16 protein-coding genes are annotated in these 19,843 nt (G+C 52.4%); 7 read left to right on the top strand and 9 right to left on the bottom strand.

Features of this window, described 5'->3' with window-relative positions:
* The first annotated feature begins 29 nt into the window (after positions 1 to 29).
* Positions 30 to 569, top strand: coding sequence for a uracil-DNA glycosylase family protein (locus tag MHI43_RS31675; protein WP_036659512.1), 540 nt, complete (start codon positions 30 to 32; stop codon positions 567 to 569).
* A gap of 42 nt (positions 570 to 611) precedes the next feature.
* Here MHI43_RS31675 and MHI43_RS31670 read toward each other — a convergent pair whose 3' ends face one another.
* The 9 genes from MHI43_RS31670 to MHI43_RS31630 all read right to left on the bottom strand — a co-directional run bounded on the left by MHI43_RS31670 (position 612) and on the right by MHI43_RS31630 (position 9,066).
* Positions 612 to 1,547, bottom strand: a complete 936-nt coding sequence (locus MHI43_RS31670; protein WP_036659510.1) for a nucleoside hydrolase — start codon at positions 1,545 to 1,547, stop codon at positions 612 to 614.
* 24 nt (positions 1,548 to 1,571) lie between these two features.
* Positions 1,572 to 2,525 (bottom strand): nucleoside hydrolase, encoded by a 954-nt coding sequence (locus MHI43_RS31665; protein WP_051425269.1) that lies wholly within the window; start codon positions 2,523 to 2,525, stop codon positions 1,572 to 1,574.
* Positions 2,526 to 2,547: 22 nt separating this feature from the next.
* The gene (locus tag MHI43_RS31660; protein WP_036659509.1) at positions 2,548 to 3,354 is read right to left on the bottom strand and encodes an ABC transporter ATP-binding protein; all 807 of its coding nucleotides are present in this window, start codon (positions 3,352 to 3,354) and stop codon (positions 2,548 to 2,550) included.
* Positions 3,351 to 4,211, bottom strand: coding sequence for an ABC transporter ATP-binding protein (locus tag MHI43_RS31655; protein ID WP_036659507.1), 861 nt, complete (start codon positions 4,209 to 4,211; stop codon positions 3,351 to 3,353). The genes MHI43_RS31660 and MHI43_RS31655 overlap by 4 nt, the downstream gene beginning before the upstream one ends.
* Entirely contained in the window at positions 4,208 to 4,957 is a 750-nt protein-coding gene (locus MHI43_RS31650) for an energy-coupling factor transporter transmembrane component T (RefSeq protein ID WP_036659505.1), read from the bottom strand. The genes MHI43_RS31655 and MHI43_RS31650 overlap by 4 nt, the downstream gene beginning before the upstream one ends.
* A gap of 44 nt (positions 4,958 to 5,001) precedes the next feature.
* A complete protein-coding gene (locus MHI43_RS31645; protein ID WP_015738050.1) occupies positions 5,002 to 5,601 on the bottom strand; it encodes an ECF transporter S component in 600 nt (199 codons plus the stop codon).
* A gap of 41 nt (positions 5,602 to 5,642) precedes the next feature.
* Positions 5,643 to 6,353, bottom strand: a complete 711-nt coding sequence (gene deoD, locus MHI43_RS31640) for a purine-nucleoside phosphorylase (RefSeq protein ID WP_015738049.1) — start codon at positions 6,351 to 6,353, stop codon at positions 5,643 to 5,645.
* 135 nt (positions 6,354 to 6,488) lie between these two features.
* Positions 6,489 to 7,940 (bottom strand): helix-turn-helix domain-containing protein, encoded by a 1,452-nt coding sequence (locus MHI43_RS31635; RefSeq protein WP_036659504.1) that lies wholly within the window; start codon positions 7,938 to 7,940, stop codon positions 6,489 to 6,491.
* 52 nt (positions 7,941 to 7,992) lie between these two features.
* A complete protein-coding gene (locus tag MHI43_RS31630) occupies positions 7,993 to 9,066 on the bottom strand; it encodes a hypothetical protein (protein ID WP_036659503.1) in 1,074 nt (357 codons plus the stop codon).
* Between the two features lie 437 nt (positions 9,067 to 9,503).
* Here MHI43_RS31630 and MHI43_RS31625 point away from each other — a divergent pair, with 437 nt between their 5' ends.
* The 6 genes from MHI43_RS31625 to MHI43_RS31600 all read left to right on the top strand — a co-directional run bounded on the left by MHI43_RS31625 (position 9,504) and on the right by MHI43_RS31600 (position 19,635).
* Positions 9,504 to 11,366 carry a sensor histidine kinase gene (locus MHI43_RS31625; RefSeq protein ID WP_036659614.1) on the top strand — a complete coding sequence of 621 codons (1,863 nt, stop codon included), beginning with the start codon at positions 9,504 to 9,506 and terminating at the stop codon, positions 11,364 to 11,366.
* Positions 11,363 to 12,913 carry a response regulator transcription factor gene (locus tag MHI43_RS31620; RefSeq protein ID WP_036659502.1) on the top strand — a complete coding sequence of 517 codons (1,551 nt, stop codon included), beginning with the start codon at positions 11,363 to 11,365 and terminating at the stop codon, positions 12,911 to 12,913. Before MHI43_RS31625 ends, MHI43_RS31620 begins: the two co-directional genes overlap by 4 nt.
* 272 nt (positions 12,914 to 13,185) lie before the next feature.
* Entirely contained in the window at positions 13,186 to 14,115 is a 930-nt protein-coding gene (locus MHI43_RS31615) for a sugar ABC transporter permease (protein WP_009590960.1), read from the top strand.
* Between the two features lie 21 nt (positions 14,116 to 14,136).
* A complete protein-coding gene (locus MHI43_RS31610) occupies positions 14,137 to 15,084 on the top strand; it encodes a carbohydrate ABC transporter permease (RefSeq protein WP_009590967.1) in 948 nt (315 codons plus the stop codon).
* A 117-nt stretch (positions 15,085 to 15,201) separates the two neighbouring features.
* Positions 15,202 to 16,725 (top strand): ABC transporter substrate-binding protein, encoded by a 1,524-nt coding sequence (locus MHI43_RS31605; protein ID WP_015738044.1) that lies wholly within the window; start codon positions 15,202 to 15,204, stop codon positions 16,723 to 16,725.
* Between the two features lie 129 nt (positions 16,726 to 16,854).
* Positions 16,855 to 19,635, top strand: coding sequence for a discoidin domain-containing protein (locus MHI43_RS31600; protein ID WP_036659501.1), 2,781 nt, complete (start codon positions 16,855 to 16,857; stop codon positions 19,633 to 19,635).
* Positions 19,636 to 19,843: the final 208 nt, after the last annotated feature.

Genomic DNA, 19,843 nt, shown 5'->3' with positions numbered 1-19,843 from the left:
GAGGACTTTCATCGCAAGCGCCCAAAGATATGCAGCATTGCGAACGCTGCGAATTGTGCAGACAGCGGAATCGCGTCATCTGGGGGGAAGGCAATCCGCAAGGCTCGCTGATGATGATCCTGGATAATCCGGGAGCACGGGAGAACCGGGAGGGTAACCGGTTCTTGTGCGGGACCCGGGAAACCCTCCAACTCGGCATGAGGGAAGCGGGCATGGATATCCACTCGGTTTACGTCACCTATTTGCTGAAACGCCGGCCAACCCGTGCTTACGATAAGCCTGCAACCCGAGCGGCATGCCTTCCGCATTTGCAGTCGCAGCTCCTTCAGAAGCAGCCGCTATTATTATTTGGCTTTGGCAATGTCGTAGTCGAAGGATTATTCCCGCAGAAGGAGAATGCCACCGTCAAGGAGCTGCGGGGGAGCTGGCATGAATTTGAAGGAATCCCGATTGGCTTTACCAATCATCCGCTGGCCGTTAGAAGAAGACTCAATTTGCTAAGATTCTTTGTCGAGGATTTGAAAGGTTTGAGGGCGAAGTGGGAGGAGAGAGCAGGGAGGGGGACATAAAAAGGAGCGAACGCACCCGGCGTTCGCTCCTTTTGCTGCAGCTTATTTCATCAAGGTCTCCATAAAATGTTCCTGAAACCGCTTGGCGTCGACGCCGATGCAGACGTTAACGTTCGGCTGGTCGGTACAACGCGGACGCAGATCCGCAATGGTCCTGCCATAGGAGTGGATGCCTTCCAGATCTACCTGGAGCACCATCGGCTGGACCTCGACCAAGGTCGGGTCGATCGCCACGGCTACCGCCAGCGGATCATGCAGGGCACAGCCGGTCCGGTCGCCATAGGCTTCCCGGTAGCCTCCGATATAGTAGGAAGTCATGTCGGCCAAAAAGCGGGTCAGGTCCGAATCCAGATCTCTCCAGCGCTGGATATCCTTTAGACTGAGCTCGGTCTGCAAGGTCACATCCAGTCCGACCAGCGTAATCGGAGCTCCGGATTGGAAAACGAGCTGGGCCGCTTCCGGGTCGGAGTATACATTCGCTTCCGCATGCATCCGGCGGTTGCCCGCCACGCCCACGGCTCCGCCCATCACGATAATCTGACGGACCAGCGACGCTATCTCCGGCGCCTGCAGAATGGCCGCAGCCAGATTGGTCAACGGGCCGACACAGATGAGCGTTACCTGCTTCGGATATCGCCGGACCTGATCCACCATAAAGGCCGCGGCGGATGTTGAGACCGGCTTGGCTGCAGGATCGGGAAATGCCAAGTTGCCGAGCCCATTCTCGCCATGAAACTGGACGGGATACGACTTCATCGAGGGATGGAACAAGGGGGCGGCTTCCCCCATGGCGACTGGAACCCCGGCTGCGCCAAGCCGTTCCAGCACATGGAGCGTATTCCGGGTTGCATCCTCCACCGGTACGTTTCCGAAGCAAGTCGTTATTCCAAGGATATCGAGAGCCGAAGACCGGACAGCGTAGGCAATCGCCAGCGCGTCGTCAACGCCGGTATCCACATCCAAGACGATTCGATGCATCAATCATGCTCCTTCCTCTGACGGTTACGATAGCACCGTTTGGATATAATGTTGCAGGAATGCCTCTTCACGGACCTGCATGCAGACGGAGGCATTAGTCCGTGACTGCGGGCGTCTGAAGTCGACCAGCGTTGCGCCGGAAGATACCTGTCCTTTTGTCTCGATATAGACGTAATAATCCTCCATCTCCACCAGGGAAGCGTCCTCGACGACAGCCAGCGCCAGCGGATCATGCATCAGCCGGTATCTGCCCTCGTTCAAGCGGTCGCTTGCCTCAAAGCTGAAGGTGAATATATGCTGCATGAAAGCTTTTAACTCTGCCTGTTCCTCCGTGAAGCCGCTCATGAGCTGTTGATAATGAGCTTCGCCGAACCTGGCCTTTCCGGTCACGTCCAGGCCCACCATCGTAATCGGAATCCCGGACTCGAACACCCGGTGCGCCGCTTCGGGATCGCCGTGGATGTTGGCCTCGGACACGGGCGTTATATTGCCCGGCACTTTAATGGCCCCTCCCATCAGCACCAGCTTGGCTTTCTGCGCGATCGACGGGTCCTTGGCGAGCGCTACCGCCAAATTAGTCAGCCTGCCGGTGAAGACCAGCGTAATGTCATGCGCTTGTTCCCGCACCTTCCGCACGATGAAATCGGATGCCCTCTCGTTCACCGGCGATTGGCGCGCCTCCGGCAGTTCATATCCGGCCAGGCCGTTGGCTCCATGAATGGCGGTTACGTTCTCCCGGCGAGGGCGAAACAAAGGGGCATCCGCTCCCATGGCAACGGGAATTTCGTACCGGGGCTGAGCCAATTCGAGCACCTGGAACGTATTCTTCGTCGCCTGCTTCACGTCCACATTGCCGAATACCGTTGTAATGCCTTCTATAAGCAGCTTATTGGACTTCACGGCAAAGATGAGCGCCAGGGCATCATCCACGCCGGTATCCACATCCAAGAGGATGTGTTTCACCTGCTCCTGCTCCATATCGTTGTCACTCCCTTATTCCTCACTTAAGCTTGGCAAGCTCGTCCGCAAGCTCCGGTATCGCCAGAATGTTATGGCCGATATCCAGGGAGTGGCTGAGCCTGCTGATATGCGGCTGCTTCAGCATCGCCTGCTCCAGCACATCCAGATTCCAGAAGATGGCCCGCTTGTCGTCATCCGCAATGACCTGACGGTTCGCCATGACGATGACCCGCTGGAAGTTGTTCACGACAAATTCCATATCATGCGTGATCGTAATGATGGTTTTACCTTCCTGGTTTAATGCCTCGATCAGATGGGCGAGCCGCGCCATAGCCGGAAGATCCTGGCCTGCCGTCGGCTCATCCAGAATGATGACGCTGGAATCCATCGCAATAACGGAGGCAATCGTTACGAATTTACGCATGGAGTAGGGCAAATTGTACGGATTGTCCTTAAGAAACGGGACGACGCCAGCCAGCTCCGCCGCTTTCATGACGTTTGCTTTGACCTGTTCTTCCGGCAGGCCCAGCTTGCGGGGACCGAATTCAATCTCGCTGTACACGTCGTTATGAAAGATCTGGTCGTCCGGGTTCTGGAATACATAGCCGACCTTCCTTGATATTTGGGCGGTGGTATAATCCCGCGTGTTCCAGCCGTCGATGACGACATCCCCCTCGGAGGGCTTGAGCAGCCCGTTCATCATCTTGACGGTGGTCGTTTTACCCGCTCCGTTCTGGCCGACAATGGCAACGGATTCGCCCTTTCGGAAGGACATGTTGACGCCGTCCACCGCTTTGTAGCCGTTTGGGTAGGCAAAGGAAACATTCGTCAAAGTCAGAAAGCTCATGCGTTAACCCCCTTCTTCATCCATGTCTTCACGGCCTCAAGGGCTTCTTTTTCCGTTAAGGGGATGCTCCCGAGATCCATCCCCCGTTTGCGCATGTCCAGGCCGAACAGCGAGTATTGGGGGAGCGCGGCTCCGAATGCCAGGGCACGCTCATCGGTAAGAATCTCCTGCGAGCTGCCTTGCATTGCTACTTCGCCCTCGCTCAGCAGAATGACATCGTCGGCATATTCGGCAATCAGCTCAATTTTGTGCTCGACGAGTATGATGGTTTTCCCCTTTTTCTTCATCAGCTCGATAATCTTGAACACTTCTTCCGTTCCCTTCGGATCAAGCTGCGAGGTCGGCTCGTCAATAACGAGCACATCTGGCTCCATGACGATGATGGAAGCGAGCGCAACCCGCTGCTTCTGGCCGCCGGAGAGCTCAAACGGGTTTTTGTCCCGCAAATAATCGATCTCCAGCATCTTGATGACCTGATCCACCTTCTCCCGGATAAGTCCGGGCTCCATGCCCAGATTTTCCAGGCCGAAGGCAATCTCTTCAAACACGTTATCCTTCACGCCGCTGATCTGTGTAAAAGGATTCTGGAACACATAGCCGATTTTTTGGGAGAGCTCGCCCATTTCCCATTCGCGGATATCCTTGCCTTCGATCAGCACCTCGCCGCGCAGATCCCCCTTATAGAAGTGGGGGATAAACCCGCGAATGACGTTGCACAGGGTCGTTTTTCCGCCTCCGTTGGCCCCGATCAGTGCATACAGCTTGCCTCTTTCGATCGTTACATTCACGTTCTTGAGTGCATCGGACTCGCTGATCGGATATTGGTAGGACAGATTCTTGATCGTAATGATACTCATAGCGTAACTCTCCAGACGATTAAGATAGCAAGCAGTACGACCAGCAGCATTCGAACCAGCCGGTCATGCTTTGTTTTCTCCAGTTTGTAGATGCTGCTTTTTTTGACATTGGCCGAGAAGGCTCTCGACTCCAGCGTCAGTACTCGTTCCTCCGTGCTGGCCACGGATCCGAGAATGAGTGGACTGAGGGTGGGCAGGAAGGCCTTCATGCGGACAAGCAGCTTGCCTTCGGTTTCAACGCCTCGTGTTTTTTGGGCATCCATGATGACGTGGGTCAGCTTTTTCATCTCCGGGATGAGCTGCAAGGTGGACAAGATGACATAGGTTACTTTGGACGGCAGGCCGATCTGTTCCAGGGAATGGACCAAATCCTTGACCTTGGTGATGCGGAAGAACAGAATGAAGGCCGATGCGACCGCCACGATTTTGGATGTCAGGAACAGGGCGAATTCCAGTCCTTCCCGCTTGATGGAGAAGATGCTCCAGCTCCACAGAATGTCGTTGCCGGGATAGAAGAAGCTCTGCAGGATAAAGATGAACACAACAATCATCAGCAGAGCCTTAATCGCCAGATTGGAAAACTCCTTAAAGCTGCCGGCGAAGTAGGCCAGCACCATGCAAATCGGCAGAACCGTGTAGCTGAACCCGTAGCCGGGCACGATAAATGCGGCCAAACATAAAGCGATGATAATCATAAACTTGGTTGTTGGATAGAGACGGCTCAACAAGGACCGTTCGTTATTCACAAGAACCCCTCCTTTATGAAAGCGTATCCATTATGGACTACACGTCATTTCTTTTTGATAAAAGCTGCACCGTAATTGAGCTTGGACAAGTATCTTGGGGACATCTTCATCACGATGACAAAGGCAATGACGTTGCTGATGATTTTGTCGACGCTTTCTACCAGGATTTTGGTTGAGAATACCGCTGTCCAGATCTGCTGACCGGAGGCCAGGAATGTAGCAACCACGGCATCCGAAGAGTTGCCGGTCGCTCCGCCGAACATCAGCACCTGGATCGGAGAGGCCACGATCAGAACGGTCAGTACGACAGCGAATGAAGACAAGATCACTTTCCACAGCTTCGTATACATGCCTCTCATGGAGAGCAGGCCGACCACCAGACCGACGGCCATTTGTACAGGCGTAAATGCGAACGAGACCGGGTTCGTTATGCCGACAACAAGATTGGTGCTGGCCCCCGTAATCATACCGACCCAAGGACCGGCGATCATGGCCGTCAGAATCGTCCCGATGGTGTTCAGGTAAATCGGCAGCTTGAGCAGCAGTATGATTTGCGCACCGACAAAGTTGATGGCGATCCCGATCGGGATCAACAAAATGGCCAACAACGAAAAATCATATTTAAATCCGCGTTTGATTCCCATTGATTTTTCCCCCTAGAGCATAGTTAGTTTTCAAGCAATCCCTATTCGTCCGCTAAGATGGTATGGAGCGCGACCTCGACCATGTCGTGGAAGGACTTCTCGCTGTCTTGATGGGACGAGCGTTCATTGGTCAGCAGATGACTGCCTACCGTCAATATGGATAGGGCCCTGACACCGTATTTAGCTGCCAGCGTGTATAGGGCGGCACTTTCCATCTCGACCGCGAGCACGCCGAACTCCATGAATTTATGAAGACGGTCCAAAGTTTCCCTATAAAATTCATCGGAATTATAGATGTTACCGACAAAGACATTCACCTGCTTCTCCTGAGCCAGTTGATGGGCTTTGCTTAACATGCCGTAATCGGCGGTTGGCGCGTAATTGCAGCCATGAAATATTTTTTCCATCAGATTGCTGTCCGAGGATACGGCTTGGGCCAGTACGATGTCGCGGACCTGAAGCTCTTTTTGCATGGCGCCGCAAGTACCGATGCGGATCAGCTTTTTGACCCCGTAATCCTGAATCAGCTCCGTCGCATATATGCTCATGGTCGGGTTGCCCATTCCCGTACCTTGGACAGAAACGGGAACTCCTTTATAAAGGCCGGTGTACCCGTACATGCCTCTCACTTCGTTGTAACAATATACCTCCTCCAAAAAGTGCTCTGCCACAAACTTCGCCCGCAGCGGATCGCCGGGCAGCAGCACGCGTTCTGCGATATCTCCCTGTTGTGCTCCCAAATGTATGCTCATCTTGCTCCTCCTGCTTACTGGCCTCCCTCTTAAGAAAGCGCTTTAATATTGTATGCCTTCATCATAGTCAGAATCGGAGGGATAACCAAGACCAGAAAGTTACGGAGCTTAACGGAAAAATGCAACCATGAGGTCTCATGGTTGCATTAATTCCTTGCGGATATTTTCTAAATCCCGTTTGGTCGGTATCGTTGAAATAATGACCACGGGCACCGTATGCAGCTCAACGGGGAACGTGCTGATCACGAAATCGATGCCGTGCTTCTGAATCAGTTCATCGGTAAGCCCCTCCATAATGGAGGTGTTGATGATCAGCTCGTCACCGATTTCATTCTTGATGAGCTTGGCGACGTAATGGCGGATGGAGAATTCCTCGCCGATCAGCAGGAAAGCCTTTTTGCTGTTATAGCGCAGGCTGGAGCTGATCAACAGCGTCAGCTTCGTCAGATGATAGTCGTTATACTGAATGCCCGGATAGCGCTGGCTCCATTCCTGCATGCAGCTCTTTACGACCTGGTACATGGGGCGGCAATCCCTTAGGACATATTCCGTCAGGCTGCTTGCCGAGACGGCGATCAGATCGGGAAGCGCATTTTCCAGCCGGAGCTTCTCGAAGAAATCTCCGATTTCCCAGATGAACCGGTCGTTCATTTCAATCGCAGGGAACGCTGCAAGCGCCAGCATAAGGAAATGATTGAGGATTTGATATTTTTTCTCCGTGATTTCCACGAGATTTGCTTTCTCCCTCGATATCATCGAGCTGACTTTCGCTTCATCATAATAATTGTATTGGCCCAAGCTGAACATGGCCTGCAGAAACCGGATTTCGTCCAGCGGCAAATGAATAGCGTACCGCTGTTCCAGCCCTCTGGCTAATGCGGCAACAGAGGCGTGAAGCATGCGGTTCTCCCAGTCATATGGTCCGCTCGGAACATCCGCATATTTGCCCTGCAGCACTCGGGTAATCATGAGCGCCGCCAGAAAAGACAAGCTCCGCTTAGCGTTAAGGAAATACACGATGTCATTCTCCGACTCGATTGCCGTTATGTACTCATGGATCTGTGCTTGGTCGATGTCGGCAAATGGCCAGCCGGAGAATTCATAGGCATCGTAAAACATTTTCCAGTAAAAATAACGGATACTGATTTCACTGCCTTTGACCTCTGGCATGGAATAAGCAATGCGCAAATGGTATGGCTTCAATTCATGGTTGTTCAGCCGGATGATCAGCTTTTTCAGCGAGGAAGAGCTCATATACAGCTTGTCGGCCAGTTCTTCCAGCGAGTAGCGCCCTCCCTCGGCAAAAAGCACAGCCAGCAGCTGGTAGAAGGTTCTCTGCCTGTACATGGAAGAGATGACCTCGCCAATCGCGACATTTCGTTTATCGTAATGGAGAATAACGCCTTTTCCCCGCGAAATTTCAAAATGAATGGAAGGAGGAAGCTCCTGCTTGGCTTCATCGATAATTTTACGAATGGTTTTGTCCGATACGCCAATTTGCTCTTCAATCTCGGCAAGGGTGAACCACCGATTTTCGGAATCGAGCAGGGTCAACAGTTTATGCGTCAGTATGAATTCCTTTTCCATGTGTCTGTTCTCCCCCTACGGAACGAATCGGTTAGATGGGTCGTCTTAGCGATTACAAATAAATCCTCCGCGCCTCCTCATTAAAGAACGCAATCACGTTCGTATAATCGGCAATCTCGATCCGATGATGCCGCAGGATCTTCTGCATAAAGATAGCATCCGTAAAAAGGGAATTAATCATTCTCTCGCACCATACCGGCGTATCTTTAAAATAATCCACCAAATGATGAATTTGCTCAAACTCAAAATAAAGGACATAACAGGCATAATTCTGAAGCAGCATACGGAAGCAATGATCGCGGTAAGGGGTGGAGCGAGCGTCCGAGAGGAAATCGCTCATGATCCCGAATAGGGTCGTTTTATCCACCGAATGCATGTGCATAAAACCATCAACGTCATTGATCAGCCGCAGCAGGGCCTCTAATCCTTCTTCCGGTGGCATCTCCAGCTTGGCCGATTTGCCCTCGATGGACCTTAACAGCTCCAACGTAAGATCCTGGCATGCCTGGATTTCAGGGGGAGCAATGAATATTTGATCTTTGTGCTTGTCGAGATGCTCGCTGTAGTAATCGTGATATGCAGTTACATAATGCTCAACATGAATGTTGGTTTTGGTATGGATCAAATCATGCCCGCGGAATGAAAAGGCGTAGAGGGTCTCCTCATTCACCGGGTGCGCGTATAGGTAGAAAAAGAAGAAAAAGTCTCTTAATTGCAGCCTCTGTTCCTCGTTCAAGCGGGTGACACCGTTCAATTGAGACAACTGAAAGAAACCATAGCTCTTCATGAAATCATTCATGGCATTGTACGGGGTGATCTTGGCTATGGACGTCGTTGCATTGATCGTAAACAGCAGATAATAGAATACCAATTCATCATAGACATCCAGCTGTTTAAAAGAGTCGGACAGCACAGGCTTCCAATCCGGGATCGCAACATAATGGGCGTCCCTCGGCTGCAATTCATACGTCCACTCCACAAAAGCCTCATCGTTACGCTCGGCAAAGAATAATGCAGCGCCACCGTCCTCAAGAAGGCCGTATGCAAAGCCGCCTATCGGAGTGGACGGTAATCCTCGATTGAATTTCAGATTCAGATATTCATTATATAGGAATTGAAGTTTCATCAGTCATATCCTCGGTTCGTAAGGGTTTCATTCATCATGAACACGACAGTAGCTAACACGGATCCTTAATAAATATTCAACATCCAGCAGGGCATTCCTCTAGTTTCGCGACAGATGGACATTATCTGAAAGCAGCGACATGCCATGCCTTCTTCATAAGCGGCGGATCTTCAAAAACCTGCGGTGCCCTCCTTTTGCGTTCTCTTCAGCAAAACCTCCTGCTAGTCTCTGGATATCCTATGCGGACCAGTTGAGGGATTCGCCACATCCAGTATCATGCAGATCGTCTCAATAACACGTTCGGTGGGGACGAACGGAATCCAGCCTGCCGTTTCCGGCACAGCCCATCCATGCCGTCCCAGTACAGCAGTGCTCGTTCACAGAGATGCAGAATGCAATTGCCGGGTTTACGGAAACGGTGTACACTGGGTGCCGAAGTGACCATTATAGAACAGGGTGTGTTACATATTTTCAGACTGCGCCAATTTTATTTAAACCATCTGAAGCGAAAAATGTTCAACAAAATCGTCGTGCTGTATTCGGCCGTCATGATCGTGCTGTTTGCGATTGCGGCGACCTTGGTCTATCAATACCAGACGCAGCGCATACTCCGCGAGCAGACGGACGCCAATCTCAAATCCGCGCATGTCCTGAATATCTATTTGAGCCGGCAGTATGAGAGCATCCAAAATATATTCCAGCAGATTTACGGCGACGCCACGCTGAGCGACGAGCTGATCTATTTTTTGAACAACGAATATGAAAGTTACCTCAAATACCGCCTGGATTTGTACACCAAGACGGGGGAGCAGCGTTTGCGGTCCTTCAATACCCTGCTGAAGAATTACCTGGAGCAGGAGCCCAGCGCCAAAAGCGTGTCCATCTACAGTTATCCGAACGATTTTTATATGCACATCAGCCGGACCAACCAGCAGCTGAATAATGAATCCGGTTCCAAAAGCAAGTGGGAGAACTGGTTCGCCCGCCGGGAGCAGCACAGCTGGGATACCATGCCGCTAAACGAGCTTTCAGGTTCAGTCGCAGGCTCCAGTGCAAGGTCCTATTCCTATTCGCGAGAGCTGAAGGACCCTTGGACCCTGGAACGGGTAGGCATGTTGAACGTGGAGTTCGACGCCCGGCAAATATCGACCTGGCTAGAGAGCAGAGCTTCGGTTAAAGGCCGGATCATGGTGTTGAACGCCCAGGGAACCGTGATTTACGACTCGGAGGATGTGTATTACGGTCAAACCTATCCCTACCACTTGGAACCGGAAAAAGCCGGAGACTGGGTGGAGCTGGACGAACCCTCCAAGGTGAACATGTTGAATGTCGGGAATGCGGGCTTGTCGGTGGTGGGTATCGTGTCGAAATCCTCGATCGAGGAGAATACGGAGAGTTTGAGGACCGGACTGATCCTGGTCACGCTTGTATTTATGGCGGCCAGCTTTGCAATTACGTTCACGATCGTTCGAAAATTCTCCAAAAAAGTGCAGCGTATCATCCGCTCGATGAACCGCATCGGCGAAGGCGATCTGTCGACGCGCATCCAGATGTCCGGCGAAGACGAGCTGCAGCAAATTTCCCGCCGATTCAACGACATGGGCGACCGTTTGGAGCAGTACATCGATAAGATGTACACCTCGGAAATCAAGCAAAAAAACGCGGAGCTGGTTGCCCTGCAGTCGCAGATCAATCCCCATTTTTTATACAATACGCTGGAATCCATTCGCATGAAGGCGTATTTCGTGGGAGCGAAGGAAGTGGGCCAAATGATATACAGCCTGTCGGTCATGTTCAAGAACATGGTGAAGAAGAGCACGATGGTTACCGTTGAAGAGGAGATCGATATGTGCTCGGTTTACCTCGACTTGTTCCGCATCCGCTATGAAGGGCGGCTGGAGACGGAAATTGAGGTCGACCCGGAAATCCAAAACCTTAGCATTATCAAGCTGCTCGTCCAGCCGATCGTGGAAAACTATATCGTTCACGGATTCCGTCCGCTTGAGGACAACAATAAAATTTCAGTCCGGGCCCATGGGACAGAGGACCGGGTCGTGATTACCGTCTCGGACAATGGAACGGGGATACCGGAGGACAAGCTGATCCAGATCCGCCAGACGCTGGACAAGGTTCTCCAGCCTCCGGACAAGGGCTACCGGTCGATCGGGCTGATGAACGTGCATGAACGGATCGTTCTGAATTACGGAAGCGATTACGGCGTGACCATCTGCAGCACGGAGGGGCGGGGAACCGAGGTCCGCATGGAAATACCGAAGCTTCGCAAGGGGGAGACGACATGAGGAGCGTGTTTTTTGTTGATGATGAGCCTTTGATTGCTCAGGGATTGGCCACGATTGTGGATTGGCAGGAATACGATCTGCACGTGTCCGGTTCGGCCAACGATGGGCTGCAGGCGTTAGAGAAATTGAGGGAAGAGCCTGTGGATCTGCTGATCACGGATATTATGATGCCAAGAATGAACGGACTCGAGCTCATCAAGAAGGTGAAAGCCATGCATCCCCGCACCAAGTTCATTGTGCTTAGCGGGTATGAGGAATTCGAATATGTGAAGATAGGGATCACGCTCGGCATCCAAAATTACATTTTGAAGCCGATCAACATCGAGGAGCTGGAAGCAACGATCAAGCATATCCGAGGCGATTGGGAACGCGAGGAGCTGAAGCGGTTTCGCTCCGAGGAGGATTGGAAGATTCTTCGCAGCAATATTTTGCAGCGATGGGTGAGTGGCGAAATCAAAAGCTCGGAGCTCAAGCAAAGAGCCGAACTTCTCGGCATTCCGCTGCATTATCCGTCATACCAGGTTAACGTGCTGCGGCTCATATCCGACGAGCGCTCGGTATCCCAGCTCTTCCGCCTGACCAGCCTGGCGGATGAATGCTGCCAAGCTCTTTCGGAGGAGCTTGGGGGAGATCATGAGGTCATTTGTTTTCCCGATGCGGATGACGACATCGTTGTTTTGACGGCCTCGATGAAGGAGCGGAAGGATGCTGCGCGGGAGGGGATGCGAGGAGCCATGGCCCAGCTGCGGCAGTTGACCGGCTTGCGCATGTGGTGCGCCGAAGGTCATGCGGCTGTCCATGATTTTAAAGATATTCAGGAGAGCTACAGGCTAGCGAAAGGCCATTTCAACGCCTGCCTGATTGCAGGAGATGAAGAGACCTTGTACCATCCGCCTGCGGAACCGGATTCCGATCAAGCATCTTCGCCGTCGGTTCGCCCCGATGCTTTTGCGAAGCTGCTGATCGAAGGCGATGTTTCGTCCTTGCAGGCCTACATCGAATCCGTTCTTGACGGCGGCAGCGGGGCGCAGACGGTACCCAGGGGAGCCTGCATGAATGCGGCAGTCCAACTGATGATAGCGGCAAAGGACGTGGAGAAAAGCCCCGACTACAGCGAGGTGTTCACGCCAATGCACCGGATTAATACGCTCCAGGGGCTCCGAAGCCATGTATGGCGCATTGTCGAGCGCAGTCTCCAGCGCCTGCAGGAAGCGGAACAGGGGTACAGCCTCCATGTATCGTTCCTTGTCGAGCAGGTGCAGCACCATTATCCGGAAGAGCTATCCTTGAAGACGCTGAGCCAGCGGCTGCAGATGCATCCGAATTATTTGGGGCAGCTCTTTCAGCAGGAGGTCGGCGCAAGCTTTTCGGATTATTTGAACCAGTACCGCATCGAGAAAGCGACGCAGCTCCTGCTGCATACCGATCAGAAGACGGCGGATATCGCTTTCAGCGTAGGTTACACGGACAGCTCGTACTTTTACAGGCAGTTCAAAAAATATACGGGCGTATCTCCAACCGAGATGAGGTCCATGTATCGGATCTAACACACAACGTTTCTCTTTGTGACAGGCTCAAGGCAAATCCGCTTTGGCCTGTTTTTCTTGTTGTTTGTGGAGGATTCTTTAATTTATCCATCCCGTTCTAGTATTTTTCAACTTGAGGGCGGCAGCGCTTACTTGGCACAATGAAAGTAGTTAAAGGACGAGTGAGAAGATAACGGCCGGCTCTTGGATAAAGCCGCATTGACAACGATCATGGGAGATTTTAAAGCTTCGGTCGCATCGCTTGCATTTAACAGGGAAGAGGAGGAGTGCCCATGTCGGGGTTCATCAAAAAGGTTATACGCAACCGGTTCATGCTGCTGATGATACTGCCCGGAACCATTTGGTTTCTGATCTTTGCATACTTGCCCATGTTCGGTACCGTGCTCGCGTTTAAGGATTTCCGCATCAGCCCGGACGGTTTCTTCGCCAGCGTGTTCAACAGCGAATGGGTAGGATTCAAAAACTTCGAGTATCTGTTTACGACCAATGATGCCTATATCATTACGAGAAATACGATTCTTTATAACCTCGCCTTTATCATTCTGGGCCTGGTCATTGCGGTCGGATTTGCGATCATGCTGAGCGAGCTTGTCAACAAGCGGACGGCCAAGGTATATCAGACCGGCATGTTTCTGCCGCATTTTTTGTCGTGGGTCATCATCAGTTATTTTGCGTTCACCTTTCTGAGCGTGGACAAAGGAACGCTGAACCAAATCATTACCTATTTCGGAGGAGAGCCGATCAGCTGGTATTCGGAAGCGAAGTATTGGCCCTTCATCATCATTTTTGTCGGCATCTGGAAAGGCGTAGGCTACAACAGCGTTATTTATCTTGCGGCTATCACAGGGATCGACAAGTCTTATTATGAAGCGGCCGTCATCGACGGCGCCAGCAAGTGGAAGCAGGTGCGGTACATCACCATTCCGCTGTTGAAGCCGCTCATGATCATCCTGACCATACTGGCAATCGGCGGCATCTTCCGTTCCGATTTCGGATTGTTCTACCAGCTTCCGAAGGATTCGGGCGCGCTGTACCCGGTTACGAACGTCATCGATACCTTCGTCTACCGCGGGCTGATCAACATGGGAGACATCGGCATGAGCACGGCAGCGGGCTTGTACCAATCGTTTGTCGGACTGGTTCTGATTCTGGTTGCCAATTATATCGTTCGAAAAATCGAAAAAGATCATGCTATTTTTTAATCCGAGGGAGGTGTAACTTCAATGTCGCAGCTATCAACGCAAACCGCCCGCCAGTCGGCCAAGCGTTCAAGGAAGAGAGACTATAATGCCATCTCCCCTTTGTGGAATACGATTTTCAATATCGTGATCGGGCTTTTCTCGTTCTCCTGTATCTTTCCGTTCCTATTTGTTATCATTATTTCCCTGACGGACGAACAGACGCTGGTCCTGGAAGGCTTTAGGCTGCTGCCGAGCCAGTTCAGCACGGCCGCGTACGAGTATATTTTCAAAACGGGAAGCGAATTGCTGTCCTCATTCGGCTTGACGCTCCTGGTCACGGTGCTGGGAACGCTGGTGAGTCTGGCGCTGGTTACGACCTATGCGTATGCCTTGTCCCGCCGAAACTTTGAATTTAGAGGGTTTTTCAGCTTTCTGGCGTTCTTCACCATGTTGTTCTCGGGCGGCATGGTACCGGGTTATATCGTGATGACCCAGTTCCTGCATCTGCAGAACACGATCTGGGCGCTGATCTTTCCGCTATCCTTGAGCGCGTTCTCCATCATCGTCATGAGGACCTTTTTTCAAACGACGATTCCGGATGAAATTATCGAGTCCGCCAAAATCGATGGCGCCGGCGAATTTCTGACCTTTATCCGTATCGTCCTGCCGGTCTCGCTGCCGGGGATCGCCACCATCGGCTTGTTCAGCTCATTGGGCTACTGGAACGACTGGTTTAACGCCTTGCTGTATTATAACAATCCGCAGGCAACGCCACCGCTGCAGTTCATGCTCATGCAGATCGAGAAGAACATGGACTTCCTGACGAAGAATGCGCAGAATATCGGCTCGTTCGATGTGGCCGCCGGCCTGCCGACGGAGACGGTAAGGATGGCGATGGTCGTATTGGCCACGCTGCCGATCGTCATGGCGTATCCGTTCTTCCAGCGGTATTTTGTCCAGGGTCTGACCGTAGGCTCGGTCAAAGGATAATTTCATAAGGTTGAACCCGCAAGCGCACACTGCCGGAGAAATCCGGCTTTCATGTCTCGGGTGTGTAAGCGGTATCAATATAGCAATAACCATTAAGTGACACAGGGGGAAAAACTCATGTTTAAGAAGAAGATTTCTTTACTGTCCCTTGCTCTCGTGCTTCTGCTGACCGTTGTATTGTCGGCCTGCGGCAGCAAGGAAGGCGGCAGTAAGCCAAGTGAACCAGCGAAGGAAGAGGCGGCTGTCCAAAGCGACGGCACCATTGATGCCTCCAAACTGGATCCGGTCAAACTGAAAATGTACATGATCGGGCCAAACCAGAAAGACCTGCCTATGGTTCAAGAGGAAATCAATAAATATTTGACGGAAAAAATCAATGCAACAATCGAAATCAGCATGATCGACTGGGGCGATTACAGCCAGCGGATGCAGGTGATTACGAGCTCCGGCGAGAATTACGACATCGCCTTCACCAGCTCGTGGGCGTTCGATTACCTTCCAAATGCGGCAAAAGGCGCGTTTAAGCCGCTGAACGAACTGCTCGATCAGTACGGAAAGGGCATTAAGGAAGTACTGGATCCCCGTTTCCTGGAAGGAACGAAGGTTAACGGCGTCAACTATGGCATCCCGGCCAACAAGGAACTGGCACAGCAGTTTGTATGGCGCTTCAACAAAAAGTATCTGGATAAGTACAACCTGGACATTTCCAAGGTGACCACGCTTGAAGATCTGGAACCGCTTCTCAAAACGATTAAAGAGAACGAGCCTGCGGAAATTACGCCGCTTGCCGTACCGAAAGGCTTCAAACCGTACATGCCGTTTGACTACCCGCTCGGCGATGAAATTCCGATCGGCATGTATCTGGACACCGAGGACTTTAAATTCGTGAATTTGCTGGATTCGCCTGAATTGAAATCGGCGCTTGAGACCATGCGCAAATACTATAAAGCGGGCTATGTGCGTGAGGACATCGCAACGCTGGACGGCATCGACAACATCAAAACCGGCAAATGGCTCGTGGACCGCGAAATTACCCAGCCATACGCAGAGCTTGGCTGGTCCAGAAACGCGGGCTATGACATCGTGACCAGACCGATGCATGATCCTGTCATTTACACCAGCTCCGCAGCAGGTTCGATGATGGCCATTTCTTCTTACTCCAAAAATTCGGAGCGGGCGATGATGTTCCTGAACCTGCTGAACACGGACGTGAAACTCCGGAACATGATTCAATACGGCTTGGAAGGAACGCACTACAAGAAGCTTGAAGAGCCGTATATCGAGGATATGCCTGCTATGCAGGAGAACTACGCGATGCCTGGTTTCGCGCTCGGCAACATGTTCCTGACGTACCTTCACGAAGGCGAGCCGAAGGACAAATGGGAAGCATTCGAGAAATTCAACACCTCTGCCGTAGTGGCGCCTACGTTCGGCTTTAATTTCGACACGGCTCCGGTCAAAACGGAGGTCGCGGCCATCACGAACGTAGCCAAGGAATTTATTCCGGCGCTGTACACCGGCTCCGTCGATCCTGAAGAATATCTGCCGAAAGCTAAACAAAAGTTCCAGGATGCCGGCATCGACAAAGTGATCGCCGAAGCTCAAAAGCAGTTCGATGAGTGGAAGGCTCAAAACAAGTAATCCGTAAAGGGGATGAAGGGTAGAAGCGGCTGTTCCTTACGGCCGTTTCTCTCTGTCCTTTCTTTCTTCACCGAAGAAGGCTCCAAAGTGCGTAAGCGAAATGATCTTCGAATAATAGGAGGTTTTCCCATGAAACGAATCAAACCGGATTATTACGCAAGAACCCAGTGGAAGCGCAGAATGGCGGCCTGGATGAGCACGGCTTTGCTTGCCGCATCCCTGACGGGCTTTGCCGGAGAAGCCGAAGCGGCCCAGCCGCATTCGTCGTATTGGTATCCGAAAACGCTGCTGGAATGGTCGCCGTCCAAGGACAAGGATGCCCGTTTTAACCGGGGAACGGTGAAGCTGGAGGATGAGCGCATCCAAGGAAGCAAAGTAAACGGCAACGCCAAGGAAGAAGTGAAGGTGCTATCGATCGCTTCCATGTATCCGAGCACAAGCGGAGCTCCTTCGCAAGGCTCTGAGAAGTTCCATACCTATACGTTCAGCAATTGGCAGTACATCGACAAGCTGGTCATGTGGGGCGGCTCCGCAGGCGAAGGATTAATCGTTCCGCCAAGCAGCGACGTCATCGATGCGGCCCATAAGAATGGGGTTCCTGTTTTTGGAACCGTTTTCTTGCCGCAAACCGAGCACGGAGGCAAAATCCAGTGGCTGCATGATCTGTTAAAGCAGCGGGAGGACGGTTCTTTCCCGGTTGCGGATAAGCTGATCGAGGTAGCGACGTACTACGGCTTCGACGGCTGGTTCATCAATCAGGAAACGCAGGGCGGAACGCCGGAAGATGCGGCCAAGATGGCTGAGTTTCTGACTTACCTGCAGCAGAACCAAGCGCCCGGCATGGAAGTGATCTGGTACGATTCCATGATCGAGGAGGGGCCGGTGAAGTGGCAGGGCGCTTTGACGGATAAGAACGAAATGTTCTTCCAACAGGGAAATCAGCGGGTTTCCGACAATATGTTCCTCGATTTCCGATGGCAGTTCAAAGACGAGAAGAACGGCCAATACGATTACATTACTCCGTTCTTGAACTCCCCGTCCAAAGCGGCGGAGCTTGGCCGCAGTCCGTATGATCTATATGCCGGCATCGACGTGGAGGCGAAGGGCTACGAAGGCAGGTTCAATTGGCCGGTTCTGTTCCCGGACGGGAAGAAAGCCACGACCTCCCTGGGCATTTACCGTCCGGATTGGGCGTACAACAGCTCCGAAACCCATGAGGAGTACATGAATAAGGAGCAGATTTTCTGGGTGGGACCCGGAATGAATCCGGCGAACACGTCACAACCCGAAGGGACCGATCCGCTTGCCTGGAGAGGGATTGCCCATGATGTCGTTGCAAAAACCGTGCTGACCGACTCCGAATTCGTCACCCATTTCAATACGGGCAACGGCCATTTGTTTGCGGTGGACGGCAAAGTGATGCGAAGCCGCGATTGGAGCAACCGGAGCCTGCAGGATATTTTGCCGACCTGGCGATGGATCACGGAGACTAACGGCAAAGGCGAGGCCCTGAAACCGGGATTTGATTTCGGCAAGTCCTATTACGGCGGCAGCTCGCTTCAAGTGGCGGGTGCCGTAAGCAAAGGCTCCTCCACCCATCTCAAGCTGTACAAGGCGAATATCCCGGTGGAAGAGACCACGGAAGTATCGCTCGTGTATGCCGACAATGCCAAGGACGCCAAGGTGAAGATCGGCTTGGCATTCTCCGATGCGCCGGATCGGTACGAATTTTTCGAGCCTGGCAAGTGGACCGCGACGGGCGCGAATCAGGATTGGAAGCAGGGAAGCGTCAAGCTGAACAAGTATAAAGGCCGTACGATCACCGGAATCTCGCTTCAATTCGAGTCCGCGGCGGATCAGGCGGATTATCGGGCCAACATCGGCCGCCTGGCGGTTACGCAGGTGAACGACAAGGCGAAGAAACCGCACGCGGTGAACGATTTGAAGGTAACCGAGAATGATTTCCGCGATGGAATATATGGGGATGCGCGCTTGTCGTGGGAAGCGCCGAAACAGAATGAAGACGTTCTGTACTATCAGGTTTACCGCGTCCATCCGGACGGCAAGTACGAACTGATGGGCATGACGGGAAATACCGTTTATTATGTACCGGAAATGAAGCGTTCGCTTAAGGAGGAGGCAACCAAAATGGTTGTGATTCCGGTAAACCGCCACTACCAGCAAGGAAAAGCGGCATCCGCCAACTTCGACTGGCCGGAATATCCGAAGCCGACGGCAGCCTTCAAGGCGGATAAAACCCTGATTGCGCCGGGAGAAACGGTGCAATTCACGGATCTTTCCTCGGAAGTGACGGAGTCCTGGAGCTGGAGCTTCCCTGGCGGGCAGCCGGCGTCCAGCACGGACCAGCATCCTAAAGTGACCTATCCCGAGGAAGGAACGTATGAGGTCACGCTTACCGCTAAAAATAGCGTTGGCGAGGATCGGATCCAGAAGAAGCTCATCACGGTAACCCGGGAAGCCGAGAACGGCGTCGGCAACCTTGCTCTAGGCAAAAGCGCGTCCGCATCCAGCTTTGTGAACGAGAAGGAAGCGCCGCCATTTGCAGTGGACGGCAATGTCGCCACCAAATGGTGTGCCGTCGGAGACGGACCGCACTGGTTGACGATAGACTTGGGAGCCGAGCACAAGGTCAGCGAATTCGTGATCAAGCACGCGGAAGCCGGAGGCGAGCCGGCCGCGTTCAACACGCGGGCCTTCTCCATTCAAGTAAGCTCGGACGGAAAGGAGTGGAAGGATGCCGTCTCGGTCAAGGACAACACGCAAGGGATCAGCAGCCATGCCATCGAACTTACCTCCGCACGGTACGTGCGTCTTCAGATCGAGAAGGCGACACAGGGCGGGGACACGGCTGCACGGATTTACGATGTAGAAGTGCTGGGCTTGAAATAATGCGGATGACTAGAAAGAGTGTTTCCCTTAATTGGGGAACACTCTTTTTTGGTTATTTATATCGCCCCGATCGGTCATAGAATCGCCGTTTAGGCCCTGAGCCAGCGCGTCGTGTATAGATTTTGTATAGATAGGGTTGTTAATCTGATGTAGGACACTATATGGATGCTGCGCAAATGACGCGTGCTGAGGACGGCATTGATGGCAA

The organism is Paenibacillus sp. FSL H8-0457, from assembly GCF_038051935.1.
GTDB classification, from domain to species: domain Bacteria; phylum Bacillota; class Bacilli; order Paenibacillales; family Paenibacillaceae; genus Paenibacillus_AQ; species Paenibacillus_AQ lautus_A.
The sequence above is the reverse complement of the archived record's forward strand: the minus strand, read 5'-3'. Positions and strand labels throughout refer to the sequence as shown.

What these genes read in the sequence shown, in the direction of transcription:
- MHI43_RS31675 (WP_036659512.1), top strand. Translation starts at nt 30, where the DNA reads ATGCAGCATTGCGAACGCTGCGAATTGTGCAGACAGCGGAATCGCGTC.
- MHI43_RS31670 (WP_036659510.1), bottom strand. Translation starts at nt 1,547, where the DNA reads ATGCATCGAATCGTCTTGGATGTGGATACCGGCGTTGACGACGCGCTG.
- MHI43_RS31665 (WP_051425269.1), bottom strand. Translation starts at nt 2,525, where the DNA reads ATGGAGCAGGAGCAGGTGAAACACATCCTCTTGGATGTGGATACCGGC.
- MHI43_RS31660 (WP_036659509.1), bottom strand. Translation starts at nt 3,354, where the DNA reads ATGAGCTTTCTGACTTTGACGAATGTTTCCTTTGCCTACCCAAACGGC.
- MHI43_RS31655 (WP_036659507.1), bottom strand. Translation starts at nt 4,211, where the DNA reads ATGAGTATCATTACGATCAAGAATCTGTCCTACCAATATCCGATCAGC.
- MHI43_RS31645 (WP_015738050.1), bottom strand. Translation starts at nt 5,601, where the DNA reads ATGGGAATCAAACGCGGATTTAAATATGATTTTTCGTTGTTGGCCATT.
- deoD (WP_015738049.1), bottom strand. Translation starts at nt 6,353, where the DNA reads ATGAGCATACATTTGGGAGCACAACAGGGAGATATCGCAGAACGCGTG.
- MHI43_RS31635 (WP_036659504.1), bottom strand. Translation starts at nt 7,940, where the DNA reads ATGGAAAAGGAATTCATACTGACGCATAAACTGTTGACCCTGCTCGAT.
- MHI43_RS31630 (WP_036659503.1), bottom strand. Translation starts at nt 9,066, where the DNA reads ATGAAACTTCAATTCCTATATAATGAATATCTGAATCTGAAATTCAAT.
- MHI43_RS31620 (WP_036659502.1), top strand. Translation starts at nt 11,363, where the DNA reads ATGAGGAGCGTGTTTTTTGTTGATGATGAGCCTTTGATTGCTCAGGGA.
- MHI43_RS31615 (WP_009590960.1), top strand. Translation starts at nt 13,186, where the DNA reads ATGTCGGGGTTCATCAAAAAGGTTATACGCAACCGGTTCATGCTGCTG.
- MHI43_RS31610 (WP_009590967.1), top strand. Translation starts at nt 14,137, where the DNA reads ATGTCGCAGCTATCAACGCAAACCGCCCGCCAGTCGGCCAAGCGTTCA.
- MHI43_RS31605 (WP_015738044.1), top strand. Translation starts at nt 15,202, where the DNA reads ATGTTTAAGAAGAAGATTTCTTTACTGTCCCTTGCTCTCGTGCTTCTG.
- MHI43_RS31600 (WP_036659501.1), top strand. Translation starts at nt 16,855, where the DNA reads ATGAAACGAATCAAACCGGATTATTACGCAAGAACCCAGTGGAAGCGC.